Below are 16,557 nucleotides of genomic sequence, written 5' to 3' on the forward strand. Positions count from 1 at the left end.
GTTAATCTCCCCTTAAATTTTTTAAGATACCTTGAAAAAGCCCTTTTTTGAACAGTGACGGCTCTTTGAATTCCAGATCAAAGACGACGTCATCAAGCCAATGTTTATCAAATAAGCGTTCATCAAGATAATTTTCGATATCATTATGTCCTGGCGGATTATAAAGAATAATATCAATTCCAAATTGATTAAGAAGCAGCAGCAGTGCCGCATCCGACCTGGATAGTGGACCGGTAGCCTCGTTATTGTAAATGATTAATTTCGGGACATGCTGAGAATAATCAAACCGCTCCATCAATTGAATGATGTTTTTGGGCATAAACATAGCCTGTGTAAATAAATACATTTTCACGTCATCTAGACTTTCATTCGGTAAAGGCTTTAATCCCGGCTTATCACAGATTCTCCCTACGGCTTTGGCAATTCCTTTTTGCAGGCCTGTTGCTAAAAAAGAATAAGGCCAATAGTGTGCCTGCATGATTTTTTCAGGAACGATTGAGCCATCCTTGCCTAGTGCGTTTCGGTAATGAAAACGAAAATCAGTGTGGCTTGGAATCGTGTATGGAAGATTACGAATCAGTAAACTATTTTCTAATTGACTAAGTGACTGCAGCCGATCCCAGTATTCTTTACGATTTTTACTTACGCCTTGAACCTTAGCAAAAATAGAAGGGATTTTTACTTGTCCGTTCTGGACAACAAAATCTGGGCGAATCATCGCCATTTCTTTACTAAGAATAAAAAGCTCGTCGTAAGTTGTTCTCAGGGTAATCGATGATGGGGTGTAGTCCCTTAATTGCCATGGCTTATAAAGGCCAGAGCCCTCCTGGTTTAATATCGTCTCAATCTCTTTTGACGCCCGATAGGCAACCGTTGTTTTCCGGCTGCGCTTTTCCTTAGGAAACGGCTCTGGCGGCTGTTTATTTTGAAATTGATGGGTGAAAACTTGCTCATCCATCAGATCCGCTAACATATCCCTGCCCTCTGGGTGAAAAATAACAATGTCACAACCTATCTTGATTAAATAATAGACAAAATATTGATGGCTTTTTTTAAAATCTCCATACCAGAGGAATTTTGGCATTGCTTTTTGCGGATCAGCATGCTCCAGTTCCGGCTGTAAATGGTTGATTGACCACTTAACAAGATCTACAAGAATCCGTCTTAGCTCATGGTTCTTTAACCCTGTAGGTTCAAGTTTCGAATACAACTCAAGCGTGGCAATCATCGCTTCTCTTAGTTTTCGATGGATCACTGGCACGCTTGACTTTAAGAGTAGCTGCTCTCCGTCGAGAAATGCCGTGAATCGGTTGATTGACAATTTCTGTTCATTATTAATATTGATCACACGCTGAATGGCTTGGAAATGAGCATTATTTATCGTTTTATCAAGTGATTCTTCACTTAGAAGCCGTAGGTCCCATTCCTTTTCATGGACGTAATCAAATAACTGATTATAATATTCATCTGTGTCAATTGGTACACCGAAAAACTTCCCAAGTATTTGACGAATTTGAATTACTCCATTTTCCACTGAATAACTTGGCCGTTCCGGCAGCGGCTTTTTCAGCATGCCATGCCAATTTTCATATGAGAGGGCACCTACAGGACGGACGTTTAACTGATTTAATGGTAGATACATTCATAATCCCTTCCCTCTATTAGCGAAAGCTTTTTATACTCAAAAAATGTCTAGCTCCAGCTCCTGATCAAGGCGCTACCGCTTTTCTATTAGAAAATTATGTAAGGTTTCATTATCATCATAACACAGTTAATTAATTGGTTCATTTGTTTATACGAAAGTCATGAAAAAATGTTTCAACATTTTAGTCTGGACACCATTTTTCACGTTTCTTCTTGTCCCTACATACTTATGAGTACGATACTAAAGTAGGTGACCCGAATGAGATTTTTATATAAGCGGCCGAGGATAGAACACGTTCAGGAAGAATTGGATACTCTTATGGAAGTAATGGTTTCCGACCTATTTGTCTATCTAGATTTATTTGTGTTTAGCCTCATCTTCACATTGCTTCTTTCCCCTGCAATCAATTCATTTGCCCTGTCCATTCTATTTTTCATTGCTGCCTATAGCCTATTCACAAGCCTCTACTATTTTCTATTTAGTCGCATCATGAACAAAAGTTAGTTTCTTGTGGCAATAGTTTAAGAAACCCTTGGATAATCTCTTCCCCTGCAAGTACCCCATGGTTTTCTGTAATAATTTGGTTATTGGTGCCTGTCACCTTTGACAATATTGACATATTGGCAAGCTCATTTACAAGTTCTCCGTGGTTTGGAATGAATCGATATTGGCAGTTCTTTAGGAAGTCCCAATCGAGGATGGAGTCCCCCGCGCCTGCGATCGTTTTCATCCCTTCACGGTTACATATATATTCAAGTGCGCTTCCTTTACTAATCGCTTTCGGTATGAAATAAAGCTTTCTCCCTTGTAAGGAAATCCTCCAACCATATCTGAGAGCTAAACTTTGAAGCATTTCTTTGTCGGAGGCAGTTGGGAGGCAATTTAATATGTAATAGAAAAATAGATTCTCTGCCTGCTTCATTTCCCCATCAAAATGGAAACCTTCCCGGTGCAAAATAGAAAGTAACTCAGATTGCGAAACCGACTCCGAGTGTAACTTTCTATAAATATGATTCGACCATTCCTCCATCGGCATCCCTTGATAGAGAATAGTGGCACCGTTGGATGTAATGGCATATTTAATCGGTATCTCCTCTGCTAGTATGACAAATCGGTTAAATTGCGCTGTTGTCCTTGTAGTCACCGGTACAAATAAACTATGAAAGGATAGCTTCTTTAATGCCGAGAAGGCGGATTCTGTCATATAGCCAACCCATTTGCCATCCTTTTGTTCAACAGGTTTAAGGATAGATTTTTTTGGTTCACCAAGTTCTTCAATTGCTCGCATAGAATACATCAAAGTTCGGTCAAGATCGGATGCAAAAATCATTCTTGCATCCCCTTTACCGATTTAATCAAGCCGCAGCATAAGTAGTTCAAATCAGGATATGGCACGACTTCAACTCCTTTTTCTTCTGCTAACATGAGGATATGCTTCACAAACGGACTCGAGGGATCCCTCATTAATATCTTCCATGGAACCCTGCGAAGAAGAACTCTAGTCGTTTCGCCCACACCAGGCTTAATATAATGGGTGCTGTCAATTTCAAATTCCGCTTGAATTTTCTTCACATCTGCCATCCCCAAGAACCCTGTTTCAATATCATCCTGGAGTTTTTCAGACACAGTTGCCGCTGCCTCATTCATAATCGTTGGAAACTGACCAGTAATTACATCAATAAATTCATTCGAAACATCCTCAGCAAGTAAATCCCGGTAATATTTTGCCCCATGAAAATCATCTTTGCCGATGTAATGTTCATTTAAAACCGTCCGGCTTACGAGCCCTGAAACAGTTGAATTTAAACAAGCACTTGGGATTAAAAAGTCTTCCCTTGTCCCAAAAAGAGTGGTACAGTAACCAGGGTCCGCAATCACAGCAAGTGTATCATCCAGCTGAATCCCGTGTTTTTGTTGATAGCCCTTACAGGCCTTTGTTAATTCAATTGAAATTGCGCCTTTGCCTGTCCAACCATCAACAAATTGAATCTTTCCATCAGGGTGCTCACTACGAATATATCGAATCGCATTTTCGTCTATACCGCGATCACGAATGATTGAAATACTATAATGCGGTAAGGAAACACCATAGCGCTGTTTAATATATCTTTTGATTAGGATCCCGACCGGTGTACCGGCCCGTGCAAGTGAAACAAGGATAGCGTTATCGCCTTTCACTTGATAAATTTGTTCAGCGACAATCCCCACACATAAGGCCACTTTTTGTTTGTATTCGTGAAGGGTTTTCCAGAATAAATCCACATAACCCTTTGGCGGCTGGTACTCGATTGGCAAGGATTCGCTATAATGTCCGCCCGATTGGATCTTCGATTCCCGGTTCATAGCGGAATCCTCTAGCTTTACATCACTTAAATCCTTTAATAAAAATTGTACATCATCATCAAGATAGGTTCCTATCTTAGCTGGTTTGTTCATTGCCTTTTGCATGGTATTCACCTCTGATTTTCGAAAAAAAGACGATCTTAATCGATTTAATTGCTACCTTCCCCAGTACATTTATCATTGCCATTAGATTCTTGTACTCTACTTCTCTTTCAAAAAAGATAAATAATTCATCGTAATAACCCGGTGGAATATTATAAACAAAATGAGAAACGTCTTGATCCTCGGGGTTGGGAAAGTTCACCCCAAATCGTGCTCCGTAGCCTTCTTTGTTTTCAATGTAGATTGGGCTCCGTGTGGTTGAATGAAAATAAACACCATCGCCCATTTCCGAAGCTATTTTCATTGGCAAGTACATTAACTCCCCAGTGCCAAGACAAAGGGTTTTTTCTCCCGTTCTTTTTTGCCTTAAGAACTCAGCGGCAGCAGAAACCCTTTTGTGCAGAGAAGGATTTCCAACACTCGTTAAGCCAAACCGTCCAGTCTCTTCAATAAATGCGGCCTTCGTTACTAGATTTTCAGACAAAAATCCGCTGTCGCTAAAAAAGGCGGAAAGATACAGTATATCCACTGACGGCGAAAAAATATTGCTTGTTTCGTTATCTTCAAACTTCTGCATTATTTCTTTTCGTTGCTTCACCATTACATTACCAGATAACAGGCTGACAACATGTATTTTTATTCCAAACTTCTCTTCCAGCTTCGAGAAGTTTTGATTATGTTCTTGTGAACGCCAATCCAAAATACTAACTACCGTATATTCCCGCCTTGGAAATTTAGCGTGAATAGATTGGATGATATTTAACGCTGTTTTTCCCGTCGTCATTTCATCATCGACAAGGATAATTTCCCGCTCATTTTGAATCATTTCTAATGGAATATAACAGCGGTGCGATGTCGCATGGGAATGCTCTTCTTCAAAGGTTATTTCCGGTATTTTATCCATGAGTTCTTCCCTTGTCGTGTGGAAATATTCGGCCGCTTGAAAACAATCAAAAAAGGCGTGACCTAATGCTGTCGCTGTTTCAGCAAAACCAATCACAACAGGATTAATTGCTGCCGGTATGAAGGCATGGGCGGAAATAGATTCACCCTCCAAAAAGGCGGACAACAACCTTTCCTTTTCTATACATGCTAATCCCAACACCGATTCTTCATATCTAGCGGCTAAAAGAGCAGCTGTTAACAGCCCTTTAGTAGGATTAATCGGTAAATGCTTGCCTAATACTTTGCTGACAAACAAAAACGAGCGCTTTTTATTAATCCTGGCTGCCATCGTAAATAGTTCTTCGATGGGAAGATCATAGGGATTTTCCATTACCTCTATTTCCGTTTCAATGGAATCAAGGATATTATACGTATACTTCTTTTTTGATAAGGTCAATGTTTGTATAGTCTTCATGTAACACCCCGTAAAGCTGCGATTTTAATAATATTTTTTTTGCCCAATAATAATGAGGTTTAATTTCGTTCATTTTATTGGCAAACATACTCTTCATAACCCCGATTTCCCCAGTAGCTGCTTTGACAATATTGCTGGCATCTATGTATTCCTCATAAGAAACGATATTAAGTGCCTGAACAATTTTGATATGCGAGGGATGGATAATCGTTTTACCCGTTAATCCATTGGCAATATCCATAAGAATCTCACGGATGAATCCATCCATATTTTCATCAATTAATTTGGCTCTCCATTTAAGTCCCTCAGCACCATACCGTTCGCGAAATGGAGTTTGGCGGAGTAGTGGCTTTAACATCCTATTTTTCGTAGAGAAATACTCCCAAACAGGGCCCGAAACGACATATGGACTATCATAACGTTGAAAGACATTGATAATATCAGAAATGCAATCTCTTAAAACAGCAATTTCATATACGGTGGTATCGGCACTCCGTCGAATCCCATACAAGCCGCAAAAATCTGTTGCCCCAATCCGTACATTTAGAATATGTTCCTTATATTGATCAAGAAGTTGCTTGATCCTCATTAATTCTTCCATTCTCGTTTCTTTCTGGATTACACTAGCTGTTTCCAAAATCGGCATGGCATAAAACGGATGCTCATCCGTGTGAATCCGACGAACCGTTTCTAGTAATTCTCTACCATTTTCAGCACTAAACTTTGGCAGCACGACCCCCGTCAACAGGTTTGTCGCTTGACCCAATCGCCCAGTTACTCGTTTTAACTGTTCCAGACTGCGAATGCGGATAAACATAAGAGGCAAATCCACAAAGGTTAAAAATCCCTTATTTAACTCAAGCTTTAAATGTAACATTTCCCTGATAAGGAGTTCCTCAGCTTTAACAACTTCATTGTCTCCAACCGCATCTTCAAGGTCTATCACGAGTGAGGTTAGACCTTCATGTTTCTTTGAGAGGATTTCCTGATGAATATTTGGGCGTGTGGCAGGCATATAGAGTGTCGCCCCTAAACCATAAGACAACAACTCACGATTGGTATATTTATTGAAAAATTGAGGTCTTTGATAAAAAAATTGTTCAATTTCATCCTCGTAAAAATAGGTAAAAAACTCCATAACCTTTTCTCCTCTTCGAAAGGTAAAAAATAGAGGAGACGGACTCTCGTCAGCTCCTCATTTTTAAACATGATTAATTGGTTTCCTTACTGCCTTCCTTTTTCTTATTCATAAAGTGAACAACAAAAGTAGCTGCGAAGGTTACTAATAGAATGATAAAGAATGTCACATGCCCCATATCAATTCCTACTACAGCAAGAAGCATTTTCAAAGCGATAATAAGGATTAAAATATAGGCTGTTGTCTCCAGCTCAGGCACGCGGTCTATCAATGTTAAGAATACACCTGCAATCCCACGCATCATCAACACACCAAGCATACCACCAATTAATAATACCCAAACCTGTTCACTGACACCAAATGCTGCAAGAACACTATCAACAGAGAAGGCAATATCCATTAATTCAACAGCTGCCACTGTACCCCAGAAGGTTCCAAATAAGCGAATCAGCACCCCGGTTTGGTTCATGCCCTGAGCTTCATCATCCTCATCATTCCCCGCTGCTTTTTTCTTATCTATGAAATACTTGATGGACAACCAAGCGAGGTACCCTGCCCCCAATATTTTTACCCACCAAAGTTTGATGAGTAAAACACCAATCCCAATCGCAATAAAGCGGAAAATATAGGCGCCTAACAGGCCGTAGAAAAGGGCTTTCTTCCGCTTTTCTGATGGCAAATGTTTAACCATGACCGCTAAGACCAGCGCATTATCGGCAGAAAGCAGCCCTTCCAGTATGACTAAGGTGCCAATCAGACCCCAGCTAACGGGACTAGTTAACACTTCGCCCCACATTTCCCAGTTAAAGAATTGGGCATAGGTGTCCATAATATGTTGTAAAACCGACATTAAGTGTATTCCTCCATTTTTTAAAAAGACCCTTTTGGCCAGGTCTTCCCTTTTCTACTTATTAAGCAATCGATAAACCAAAGTCTGTTGCTAATGCAGCTAATCCACCTTGGTAGCCGCTGCCGATTGCACTAAATTTCCATTCACCATTATGGCGATATAGTTCACCAACAACAATTGCTGTTTCAATCGAGAAGTCTTCTCCCAGGTCATAACGAATAAGCTCTTCACCTGTAGCATCGTTAAAAATACGAGCATATGCATTGCTGACTTGTCCAAAGTTCTGATTTCTGGTGTCAGCCTCATGGATTGTAATCGTAAAAGCAATACGCTGAACGTTTGCTGGAATCGCAGTAAGATTAATTTTTACTTGTTCGTCATCACCGTCACCTGCTCCCGTGCGATTGTCTCCGGTATGTACTACAGCGCCGCCTGCTCCTTGTGGATTATTGTAAAAAATAAAATCCGCTTCGCTCGAAACTTTTCCGCTTTCGCCTAAAAGGAATACGGATGAATCTAAGTCAAAATCGTTTCCGCCATCATATTTATTCGTGTCCCAGCCAAGTCCAACCACAACACTCGTAAGTCCTGGATTTGTTTTTGTTAAATCCACTTTTTGTCCTTTTGATAAACTTACTGCCATTTTTTCATTCCTCCATTTTTGGTAATAGTTTATTTACGAGCTTCTCTTAAAAAGGTTTCATTTTATTATAATTAAATATTTCCTCGCCCATTCACGAACACAAAACTAACTCATCCATTTAGGCGGTGTATTTTTAGCCCAATAAATGGTTCCCAGATCATGGTGACTTTGGAAATCATCATGGTAGGTATGGTAATGAAAATTAAACCAATATCCTTCTTTTGGCGGATTATCTCTTCTAACATGGAAACGTAAAATATCTTTTCCTTCTTCGCTATTTTTAATATTAAAAATTTTCTCGGAGAGTCCCGCACTCGGTTGCTCTGTAATTGTTAGATTTTTCAAATCTTCTTCCGGAAATTGAGATGCTGTTTCAACCAGTGCCTCTTCGATATTTGGCAGAATTATTTCACGAAATTCATTTTCAATCATAGGCTTAATACGTGTACCGAACTTTTGATAGGATTGAATTTCAGCCTGCTTTATTAGTTCTTCCATAAACGCTTCTCTGTTAAACTCTGATTCTTCGAAAAATCGATTCTTTTGCGTGAAACTATTTTCCACCGCTGGAGCCTCAAAGACATCCCGATCCTGAAGATTCTCGGCGTTTACTGAGTTCATTAATTGTGTTGGTGTAACTAAGCCGAAGGTTAAAATGGAAATCAATACAAACAGTGGTTTCCGAAGCCACTTATTCATCACAACATCACACCTTTTTCTAGCGAAAGATACAAATTTAATGTTTCTTACAAAATATTATACTTCTTTTTTTGAAAAAATGGAAAAATCAGTTTGAACTATTTTCAAAATATTTCATTCACTACTACAAGGTTCTATGCAAAAAAATCTCAAAAAAAAGGACGTCAGATGACATCCTCATTCGCAATGAGCTTCAAATGCTCTCATTAAATTTTGCATAACTGCTTCCATTGGCATTCCCTCGATATCGTGGCGGGGAATAAAATGGACGACCTTTTTATCCTTTACTAGTGCCATCGATGGCGATGAAGGTTCAATTCCATCAAAATACTCACGCATTTTCGCAGTCGCTTCTTTATCCTGGCCGGCGAAAACAGTTACTAAACGTTCCGGCTTTTTCTCACTGTTTAACACTGCTTGTGTCGCAGCGGGGCGGGCCAATCCAGCGGCACAACCGCAAACAGAATTCACAACTACAAGTGCTGTTCCGTTTGTCTGATCCATAAAATTCTCTACTTCTTCTGCTGTTGCCAGCTCCTCAAATCCTGCCTTTGTTAGCTCTTCACGCATCGGCAGCACCATTTGTTTCATATATTCTTCATAGGCATTTGACATGTAAGATCACTCCATTTCTCTTTTTTAGAATACAATACGATTGGGTAATGACAAAATTACTTGTCTAATTTTCTTACTTCGGTCATTTGTTTCCAGACAGAACCCTTTGCTTCCTCGCCGCCTTCAATTCTTTCAATCGCCATTTTGATTTGCATGCTCACTTCAAATTCAGGATCATTTTCCGCCGCTTTTAATGCTGGTAAGGACGCCTGATCTCCTACCTCGTATAAAAACATTGCTGCCCGCCAGCGTACCAATTTGCTGGAATCCTGCAATGCCTTTGTCATTTCGAGGGCTGCTTCCGGAAAACCTAAATCGGATAAGCAATCGCCCGCGGTTCTCCTCACAGTTACGGTTTTATCCTTCAATGCTCGATATAACAGGGGCAATACTTCCTGTTCTTTGATCATACCCAAATAGACTGTAGCCAGTCTGCGAATGGATGGCTTCACATCTGATAATGCTTTTTCAAGAGCAGGTAAATCTTCAAGCTCAGGATCCTCCATTTGCTCGAGCAGCTGGTAGCGAATCTGCCAGTCTTGATTTTCGAGATCGGCGCTCGTTACTTTTTTACGAACTCTTTTCGGTTTTGGAGCAGAAGCTGAATCGCTCGTTTGGGCTTTTGTTACAAGTGCCTCTAGACGTTCACTTGGATAGGCTGCAATTAATTCCTCGACAACCTCTTGGCCAATTTGTTCAAACTCACCATAGCGGACACCTTGATTTTGCCATTTTCTTAATAAAATATAGTTGTCTTCGGGAAGCTGTGCACGCTCCCTTGCCTTTAAAAAGTATTCCGGCATGCCAAATCTGCGTTCCGTTGAGCTATCTGTCAGTTTCACTTGTAGGGGAATTTCCTTAAACATTTGGATTTCTACCTTTATCTCACCAAAATGTTCATCCACCATTTTAGATGAAGCAGCTTCATCCACTATTTCTCCAAATGCCTTACGAACCTGGGGCAATAGGTCCTTCCAGTCATATTTTGCATTCCTTTCCACAGCCAGAAAATCTGCTACATGGTATACCCCTTTAATTCCATCAATTTGTAAAATAGACTGTATAATTGCAGGGGCATCCACAGCTGTTTCTTTCTTATAATTATGACTTTTCCCCATTGGCAGCTCTTGATCTAAATTTATTTTCATGGTATTCGGACTTGGCGTTGGTTCTATTGCCTTAATTATCACCATAATCACCTTATTCTTATGTTTTCTTTTACAAGTTTATCACATTGGTAAAGGTACCTTCATTTGATATGCTTTACTAAGTCTTTAATCAGCAAGCTCGGCAAGATATGACCAACGCTCGATTAATTGTTCGAGCCTTTCATTCAAGGCTGTTTCTTGTTTCATTAATTCCTGCGCCTTTGTAAAATCACTGCCAACCCTGCCTAGTTCTTCCGATACTGCTTCAAGGCTGGCCTCCGTCACTGCAATTACATCGTCAATCTCTTCCCATTCCTTTTGCTCTTTAAAGCTCAGCCTTTTCTTCTTTTCCTTTTCGGGAGCTTCGTAAGAGGAAGTGGGTTTTGTGACAGGCTTTTGCGCTACTATGGCTATTTCTTTTTCAAGGTGTTCGCTGTAATTCCCATAAAAAGGATCGATTATACCTTCTCCACGTAAGATCAACAGCTGTTCGGCCACTTTATCAAGGAAATAACGGTCATGCGAAACGGTGATAACTACCCCCGGGAATTCTTCCAGATAGTCCTCTAGTACCGTCAATGTTTGGGTATCAAGGTCATTGGTCGGTTCATCCAATAAGAGGACATTTGGAGCAGACATTAACAGTTTTAACAAGTAAAGACGTCGCTTTTCTCCTCCCGAAAGTTTGCGAATGGGTGTCCCATGTGTAAACGGAGGGAAAAGAAAACGCTCAAGCATTTGCGCTGCGGAAATGGTCTTACCATCCGAGGTTTCAACAATCTCAGCGGTTTCCTTAATATATTCTATCATTCGCTTATTCTCATCCATATCTTCGCTTTCCTGCGTATAATAAGCAATTTTAACGGTTTGTCCCATAACGAATTCGCCTTCATCAAGCGGAATTTTCTTTGCAAGGATATTTAATAATGTTGACTTTCCGGCACCATTCCTACCAATAATCCCAATCCTGTCCCCTGGCTTAACTAGTAAATCAAAATGATGTAGAATGACTTTTTCCTCATAGCGCTTAGAAGCATCTTTCAATTCAAAAACCTGTTTCCCGAGCCTGCTGCCATTTAATGAAATATCCAATTTTTCTCCGGATGACTTTCCGCCTGCAATCTTGTCATCCAACTCTTCAAAGCGCTGGATTCGCGCCTTTTGTTTCGTGCTTCTAGCCTGTGCACCGCGCCGCATCCACTCTAGCTCCTTGCGGAAAAGGTTTTTTCTTTTTTCGAATGTGGCCGCTTCATTTTCCTCACGAATTGCCTTTGCTTCTAAAAAGTCCGCATAGTTTCCTTTGTAACTATAAAGATTGCCGCTGTCCAATTCAAACATACGGTTGGCTACCCGGTCTAAAAAGTAGCGGTCATGGGTAACAAGCAAAATGGAGCCTTTATATTTACTTAAAAAGTCTTCGAGCCACTTGACTGAATCAAAATCGAGATGGTTCGTCGGTTCGTCTAAGATGAGTAAATCCGGCTCGGCTATTAATACTTGTGCAAGTGCCACCCGCTTTTTTTGCCCCCCTGAGAGCTCACCAATTTTTTTGGAGAAATCCTCAATCCCTAATTTCATTAAAATAGTCTTGGCATTCGTACTGGCATTCCAGGCATTTAATGCATCCATTTGTTTTTGCAATTGAAAAAGTTCCTCTTGGATCTTCACATCGTTAGGAGACTCATTTAGATTTAGTAATGTCTTTTCGTAATGACGCATTAATTTTAATATGGGCGCTTCCCCATGAAAAACTTGTTCTAATACAGTCTTATCTTCATCTAACTCTGGTCTTTGATCTAAAAATGAAATCGAATAATCTTTACCGGTGATGATTTTTCCTTCGTCCGGAGCATCCTGGCCGGCAATAATTTTTAATAAAGAAGATTTACCAGTCCCATTGATTCCAATTAAGCCTACACGCTCTTTTTCACTAATCGTAAATGAAATTTCATTAAAAAGCTGTTTCTCCCCATATGTTTTTGACACATTTTCCACCGAGATCATTTTCATAAGTCCTGTCCATCCCATTCTTGATAAAATTGTTCTAAAAATTCAGCCATCATCTGTTGCCGGCTCACTGCCAGTTTTTTTGCAGTATTTGTGTTCATTAGGTCCTTTAATTTCAACAGTTTTTCATAGAAATGATGAATGCTGGTTGACTTTCCTTTGCGATATTCTTCTACTGTCATTTCTTCTCTGACAGCGATGGAGGGATCATAGATCAGCTGTCCTTTTTTACCGCCATAGGCAAATGCCCTGGCAATGCCAATCGCCCCTATCGCATCTAGTCGGTCAGCATCCTGGACAATTTTTGCTTCCACCGATAGAAGCGCCGTTCTTTTGCCGCCTTTATATGAAATCGATTCGATAATTTCTGTAATATGGTTCCTGTCCTTTTCCGGGAGGGCAATTGTCTGGAAATACGAAGATAATTTCGCCCGCCCTGCTGCAACACTTTCGTTTAATTTTTCATCCGGAATATCATGAAGAAGGGCTGCTATTTCAATAATAAACGGGTCTCCCGTCATTTCTTTTTTACAAATATGTAGAGCATTTCTGCGGACACGGTCGACATGATACCAATCATGACCTGTAGCATCCTCACCTAATTCGCTTCGGACAAATTTTTCTGTAGTTACTATTAATTCATTTTTCAATTGTAAACACCTGCTCTCATCCTTGCTATTTTATCATAAAATAGCAAATCCGCGGAATCATCATTGAATTCCGCGGAATCTACTATCATGTATTAGCTAAATCCATTAAACCAGCTGATCCCAAGAGTGTTCTCACCGGCGTGCACACCGATTACCGCTCCTAGTGGGCAACAGATGATTCGAACTAGCGGGAATTGTTCCTTCAGTTCCCCTTGCCAATCCTTCGCATGTTCTTCATGCAACCCATACAAGATATACACTTCTTTAAACTGATATTTTTCATAGGCTATACGGAAGTAATCGAGTATTTTTTCTTTGGCCTTTTTCTCCCCTCTAACCTTTTCCTTTACCTCTAATGCTCCCGCAACAATTGAAATGATCGGTTTCACGTTTAACATACTGCCAAGGAAAAATTGCAGCCCGGACATCCTGCCGCCGCGGTGGAGCTGCTCCAAACTGCCAACCAAAACATAGGTTTCATTCGTATCCCTTATTTGTTCCAGCTCTTCTATTATCCATTCAACATCATGGCCCATGGCTAGTAATTCCATTCCCTTTTTCAGTAATGCCGACATCGGATAGGTAAGAATTTGCGAATCAAAAGTTATGACAGGAATGTCGACAAGCTTTGCTGCCTGCATACTTGAAGATACCGTACCGCTTAGTTTCCCTGAAATGAGAACAGTGATAATTTGGTCGTAATCTTTCGCAAGTCTTTCATATAATGTTTGAAATGCGCCAACAGAGGGCTGTGAAGTCAAAGGTGGATTTTTTAATTGTTTTATTCGCTCAAATAACTGGTTTGGTGTTAAGTCAATCCCATCAGAAAACTCCACATCATCAAGCAAAACCGTTAAGGGAATCGTATATAAATCAGGATGATTCTTAAGTTCATCATCTAAAAATGCTGTACTATCGGTAACCCAGGCTGTTTTAATCACTGACATCTCCCCCTCTTTAGTATGTGGTCTCAATATCTAGTCACTATCATCGTACCCCTTATTTTAAATATTGTAAATATTAAATCATGCAGAAATAAAACCAGCTAATAAAAGCTGGCTTTACTCCATTTGCACAAAAATATGCAGGTATAACTGTTCTAAGCTTATCTTCATGAAATTGATCATTTCATCCAAGTCGTCTAATTGATCTTCTGTAATTAATCGGTCAAATTCCACTTTCATAATGATAGATTTTGTCTTTTTCATTTCTAATGGATGTTGAATGACTGAAAAAGAAATTTTCCTGTCTGTCCCCCATGTATCCTGGAGAACCCCTTTTATGGTTTGATAATCAATCTCCTGGACGCGTTCCAGTGAAAACTCGAGCCCCACAAAACAACCGGCATGTTGCTCTTGTAATCCAAATGGCAGAAGTTCCGCAGCCAAATTAGCAAGTCTTGATTCCATTTCAAATTTTGCCATGACAGGACGATTAGGTAATTGAAAAGACACATCAAACTGACGGGACATTTTAGCCATATTGATAACATCATTACGATCTGTGATAACGATTTCGCCGCCTATGTCCTTATCATAAAGCGCCCCTTCGATAACCACCTTCATATTATCGAAGGCTGTTGGATCAAACATCTGTACCTCTACTCCTTTAGAAAAGTCCTACAGCATTTCCGTTTTCATCCACATCCATATGTAAGGCGGCAGGTTTTTTAGGAAGTCCCGGCATGGTCATGACTTCGCCTGTTAAAGCAACAATAAAACCAGCCCCAATCGATGGTTTAAATTCCCTTATTGTCACGGTGAAATCCGTGGGTCTGCCGAGCTTTGTTGGATCATCCGATAAGGAATACTGGGATTTCGCCATACAAATAGCCAAATTAGACCAGCCAAACTTTTCAAACTCAATTAATTGTTTTTTAGCCTTTGGTGAAAACTCGACATTCTTCCCGCCATATACCTTCTGCACAATCGTTTGAATCTTTTGTTCAAGTGAATCAGATAAGTCATACAACGGATGGAAATTATTTTCTTCCTTTTTGATTACTTCCAAAAGCTTATTTGCAAGCTCAATGCCGCCTAAACCACCTTTTTCCCAAACTTCCGTTAAGGCAACAACCACATTCTCTCTGTGACACCACTCTAATAATGTCTGCACTTCTAAATCGGTATCACTGATAAATTTATTGATGGCAACGACAACTGGCAGGCCAAAGCTTCTAACTGTTTCAATATGCTTTTGAAGATTAGCAAATCCTAGTGTAAGTGAAGGAATATTTTCTTTGGCTAACTCTGTTTTCGGAACACCGCCATGCATTTTCAAGGCTCGTATGGTTGCAACAACAACGACTGCCTCAGGTTTAATCCCAGCACTTCTCGCTTTTATATGTAAAAACTTTTCGGCCCCCAAGTCCGCCCCAAAGCCTCCTTTGGTGATGACATAGTCAGCTAATTTAGCTGCTGCCGTAGTGGCAATCACACTGTTGCAGCCATGAGCAATATTAGCAAATGGTCCACCATGAATGAGTGCCGGGGTATGTTCAATTGTTTGGACAAGATTTGGTTTAACTGCCTCTTTTAATAATAATGTCAAGGCTCCTTCAACCCCAAGATCGCCTACCGTAACAGGTTCCTTATTCACATTATAGGCTACGACCATCCGCGCCAGTCGCAATTTTAGATCTTTTAAATCAGTTGCTAAACATAATACAGCCATGATTTCCGATGCGACCGTAATATCAAAGCCGTCTTCTCTTGGGACACCTTGAAGTGGGCCTCCAAGACCTATTATCACCTTTCTTAAAGCACGATCATTTAAATCGACAGCCCGTTTCCAGACGATACGGCGCTGGTCAATGTGCAGTTCATTCCCCTGCTGGAGATGATTATCAATTAAGGCAGCAAGGGCATTGTTTGCAGTCGTAATCGCATGAAGGTCTCCAGTGAAGTGAAGGTTTATATCCTCCATTGGCAATACTTGTGAATAGCCGCCGCCGGTTGCTCCTCCTTTAATCCCCATTGTCGGGCCTAACGAAGGTTCACGCATCGCAATCATTGCTTTTTTGCCGATATGATTTAAGGCATCCGCCAGTCCAACAGTAACCGTTGATTTCCCTTCACCCGCAGGCGTAGGATTAATCGAGGTAACAAGAATTACTTTGCCACTTTCCTTTGTCTTCATTTTACTAAGTGCTTCCGTGGAAATTTTCGCTTTGAATTTCCCGTAAAGCTCGAGATCGTCCTCCGTTAAACCAACTTTTTCTGCAATTTCTACGATTGGTTTCATTGTTGACGCTTGTGCAATTTCAATGTCTGATTTCACTGATGTCTTCATAGCCACATTAATCCCCCACATTCAGCATTAATAATTCACCTACCTTTACATTGTATCAAAAAAGCG

Annotated in this window: 16 protein-coding genes; 1 reads left to right on the top strand and 15 read right to left on the bottom strand. The window is 40.3% G+C overall.

What is annotated here, in order from left to right; all coding sequences use genetic code 11:
* Position 1: 1 nt before the first annotated feature.
* The gene (locus RCG19_RS00900; protein ID WP_308109327.1) at positions 2-1,642 is read right to left on the bottom strand and encodes a YceG family protein; all 1,641 of its coding nucleotides are present in this window, start codon (positions 1,640-1,642) and stop codon (positions 2-4) included.
* A gap of 261 nt (positions 1,643-1,903) precedes the next feature.
* Here RCG19_RS00900 and RCG19_RS00905 point away from each other — a divergent pair, with 261 nt between their 5' ends.
* The gene (locus RCG19_RS00905) at positions 1,904-2,149 is read left to right on the top strand and encodes a hypothetical protein (protein ID WP_308109328.1); all 246 of its coding nucleotides are present in this window, start codon (positions 1,904-1,906) and stop codon (positions 2,147-2,149) included.
* Here the strand turns inward: RCG19_RS00905 and RCG19_RS00910 are convergent.
* The 14 genes from RCG19_RS00910 to RCG19_RS00975 form a co-directional block, all read right to left on the bottom strand.
* Complete coding sequence (locus tag RCG19_RS00910) at positions 2,133-2,975, bottom strand: HAD family hydrolase (RefSeq protein ID WP_308109329.1); 843 nt, start codon at positions 2,973-2,975, stop codon at positions 2,133-2,135. The genes RCG19_RS00905 and RCG19_RS00910 overlap by 17 nt on opposite strands.
* Positions 2,972-4,093 (bottom strand): cysteine protease StiP family protein, encoded by a 1,122-nt coding sequence (locus RCG19_RS00915; protein WP_308109330.1) that lies wholly within the window; start codon positions 4,091-4,093, stop codon positions 2,972-2,974. The genes RCG19_RS00910 and RCG19_RS00915 overlap by 4 nt, the downstream gene beginning before the upstream one ends.
* The gene (locus tag RCG19_RS00920; RefSeq protein WP_308109331.1) at positions 4,065-5,450 is read right to left on the bottom strand and encodes a phosphoribosyltransferase family protein; all 1,386 of its coding nucleotides are present in this window, start codon (positions 5,448-5,450) and stop codon (positions 4,065-4,067) included. Before RCG19_RS00920 ends, RCG19_RS00915 begins: the two co-directional genes overlap by 29 nt.
* Entirely contained in the window at positions 5,401-6,588 is a 1,188-nt protein-coding gene (locus RCG19_RS00925; protein ID WP_308109332.1) for an HpcH/HpaI aldolase/citrate lyase family protein, read from the bottom strand. Before RCG19_RS00925 ends, RCG19_RS00920 begins: the two co-directional genes overlap by 50 nt.
* Positions 6,589-6,661: 73 nt before the next feature.
* Positions 6,662-7,438 carry a TerC family protein gene (locus tag RCG19_RS00930; RefSeq protein ID WP_308109333.1) on the bottom strand — a complete coding sequence of 259 codons (777 nt, stop codon included), beginning with the start codon at positions 7,436-7,438 and terminating at the stop codon, positions 6,662-6,664.
* Between the two features lie 61 nt (positions 7,439-7,499).
* Positions 7,500-8,081, bottom strand: a complete 582-nt coding sequence (locus tag RCG19_RS00935) for a TerD family protein (RefSeq protein ID WP_166239805.1) — start codon at positions 8,079-8,081, stop codon at positions 7,500-7,502.
* A gap of 105 nt (positions 8,082-8,186) precedes the next feature.
* Positions 8,187-8,780: a YpjP family protein gene (locus tag RCG19_RS00940; protein ID WP_166239804.1), complete on the bottom strand. Its 594-nt coding sequence runs from the start codon at positions 8,778-8,780 to the stop codon at positions 8,187-8,189.
* A gap of 177 nt (positions 8,781-8,957) precedes the next feature.
* Positions 8,958-9,395, bottom strand: coding sequence for a BrxA/BrxB family bacilliredoxin (locus RCG19_RS00945; RefSeq protein ID WP_166239803.1), 438 nt, complete (start codon positions 9,393-9,395; stop codon positions 8,958-8,960).
* A 56-nt stretch (positions 9,396-9,451) separates the two neighbouring features.
* Complete coding sequence (locus tag RCG19_RS00950) at positions 9,452-10,585, bottom strand: conserved virulence factor C family protein (RefSeq protein ID WP_308109334.1); 1,134 nt, start codon at positions 10,583-10,585, stop codon at positions 9,452-9,454.
* 84 nt (positions 10,586-10,669) lie between these two features.
* Complete coding sequence (locus tag RCG19_RS00955; protein WP_308109335.1) at positions 10,670-12,553, bottom strand: ABC-F family ATP-binding cassette domain-containing protein; 1,884 nt, start codon at positions 12,551-12,553, stop codon at positions 10,670-10,672.
* A complete protein-coding gene (locus RCG19_RS00960) occupies positions 12,550-13,200 on the bottom strand; it encodes an HD domain-containing protein (RefSeq protein ID WP_308109337.1) in 651 nt (216 codons plus the stop codon). The genes RCG19_RS00955 and RCG19_RS00960 overlap by 4 nt, the downstream gene beginning before the upstream one ends.
* Positions 13,201-13,292: 92 nt before the next feature.
* On the bottom strand, positions 13,293-14,141 hold the full coding sequence (locus tag RCG19_RS00965; RefSeq protein ID WP_308109338.1) for a DegV family protein: 849 nt from the start codon (positions 14,139-14,141) through the stop codon (positions 13,293-13,295).
* A gap of 120 nt (positions 14,142-14,261) precedes the next feature.
* Positions 14,262-14,792 carry a hypothetical protein gene (locus RCG19_RS00970; RefSeq protein WP_308109340.1) on the bottom strand — a complete coding sequence of 177 codons (531 nt, stop codon included), beginning with the start codon at positions 14,790-14,792 and terminating at the stop codon, positions 14,262-14,264.
* 16 nt (positions 14,793-14,808) lie between these two features.
* Complete coding sequence (locus RCG19_RS00975) at positions 14,809-16,491, bottom strand: formate--tetrahydrofolate ligase (RefSeq protein ID WP_374049570.1); 1,683 nt, start codon at positions 16,489-16,491, stop codon at positions 14,809-14,811.
* Between the last annotated feature and the right edge of the window lie 66 nt (positions 16,492-16,557).

This window comes from Neobacillus sp. OS1-2, assembly GCF_030915505.1.
Lineage (GTDB): Bacteria > Bacillota > Bacilli > Bacillales > Cytobacillaceae > Neobacillus.

What these genes read in the sequence shown, in the direction of transcription:
- RCG19_RS00920 (WP_308109331.1), bottom strand. Translation starts at nt 5,450, where the DNA reads ATGAAGACTATACAAACATTGACCTTATCAAAAAAGAAGTATACGTAT.
- RCG19_RS00935 (WP_166239805.1), bottom strand. Translation starts at nt 8,081, where the DNA reads ATGGCAGTAAGTTTATCAAAAGGACAAAAAGTGGATTTAACAAAAACA.
- RCG19_RS00975 (WP_374049570.1), bottom strand. Translation starts at nt 16,491, where the DNA reads ATGAAGACATCAGTGAAATCAGACATTGAAATTGCACAAGCGTCAACA.
- RCG19_RS00940 (WP_166239804.1), bottom strand. Translation starts at nt 8,780, where the DNA reads ATGAATAAGTGGCTTCGGAAACCACTGTTTGTATTGATTTCCATTTTA.
- RCG19_RS00900 (WP_308109327.1), bottom strand. Translation starts at nt 1,642, where the DNA reads ATGTATCTACCATTAAATCAGTTAAACGTCCGTCCTGTAGGTGCCCTC.
- RCG19_RS00945 (WP_166239803.1), bottom strand. Translation starts at nt 9,395, where the DNA reads ATGTCAAATGCCTATGAAGAATATATGAAACAAATGGTGCTGCCGATG.
- RCG19_RS00910 (WP_308109329.1), bottom strand. Translation starts at nt 2,975, where the DNA reads ATGATTTTTGCATCCGATCTTGACCGAACTTTGATGTATTCTATGCGA.
- RCG19_RS00925 (WP_308109332.1), bottom strand. Translation starts at nt 6,588, where the DNA reads ATGGAGTTTTTTACCTATTTTTACGAGGATGAAATTGAACAATTTTTT.
- RCG19_RS00905 (WP_308109328.1), top strand. Translation starts at nt 1,904, where the DNA reads ATGAGATTTTTATATAAGCGGCCGAGGATAGAACACGTTCAGGAAGAA.
- RCG19_RS00930 (WP_308109333.1), bottom strand. Translation starts at nt 7,438, where the DNA reads ATGTCGGTTTTACAACATATTATGGACACCTATGCCCAATTCTTTAAC.
- RCG19_RS00970 (WP_308109340.1), bottom strand. Translation starts at nt 14,792, where the DNA reads ATGTTTGATCCAACAGCCTTCGATAATATGAAGGTGGTTATCGAAGGG.
- RCG19_RS00955 (WP_308109335.1), bottom strand. Translation starts at nt 12,553, where the DNA reads ATGAAAATGATCTCGGTGGAAAATGTGTCAAAAACATATGGGGAGAAA.
- RCG19_RS00915 (WP_308109330.1), bottom strand. Translation starts at nt 4,093, where the DNA reads ATGCAAAAGGCAATGAACAAACCAGCTAAGATAGGAACCTATCTTGAT.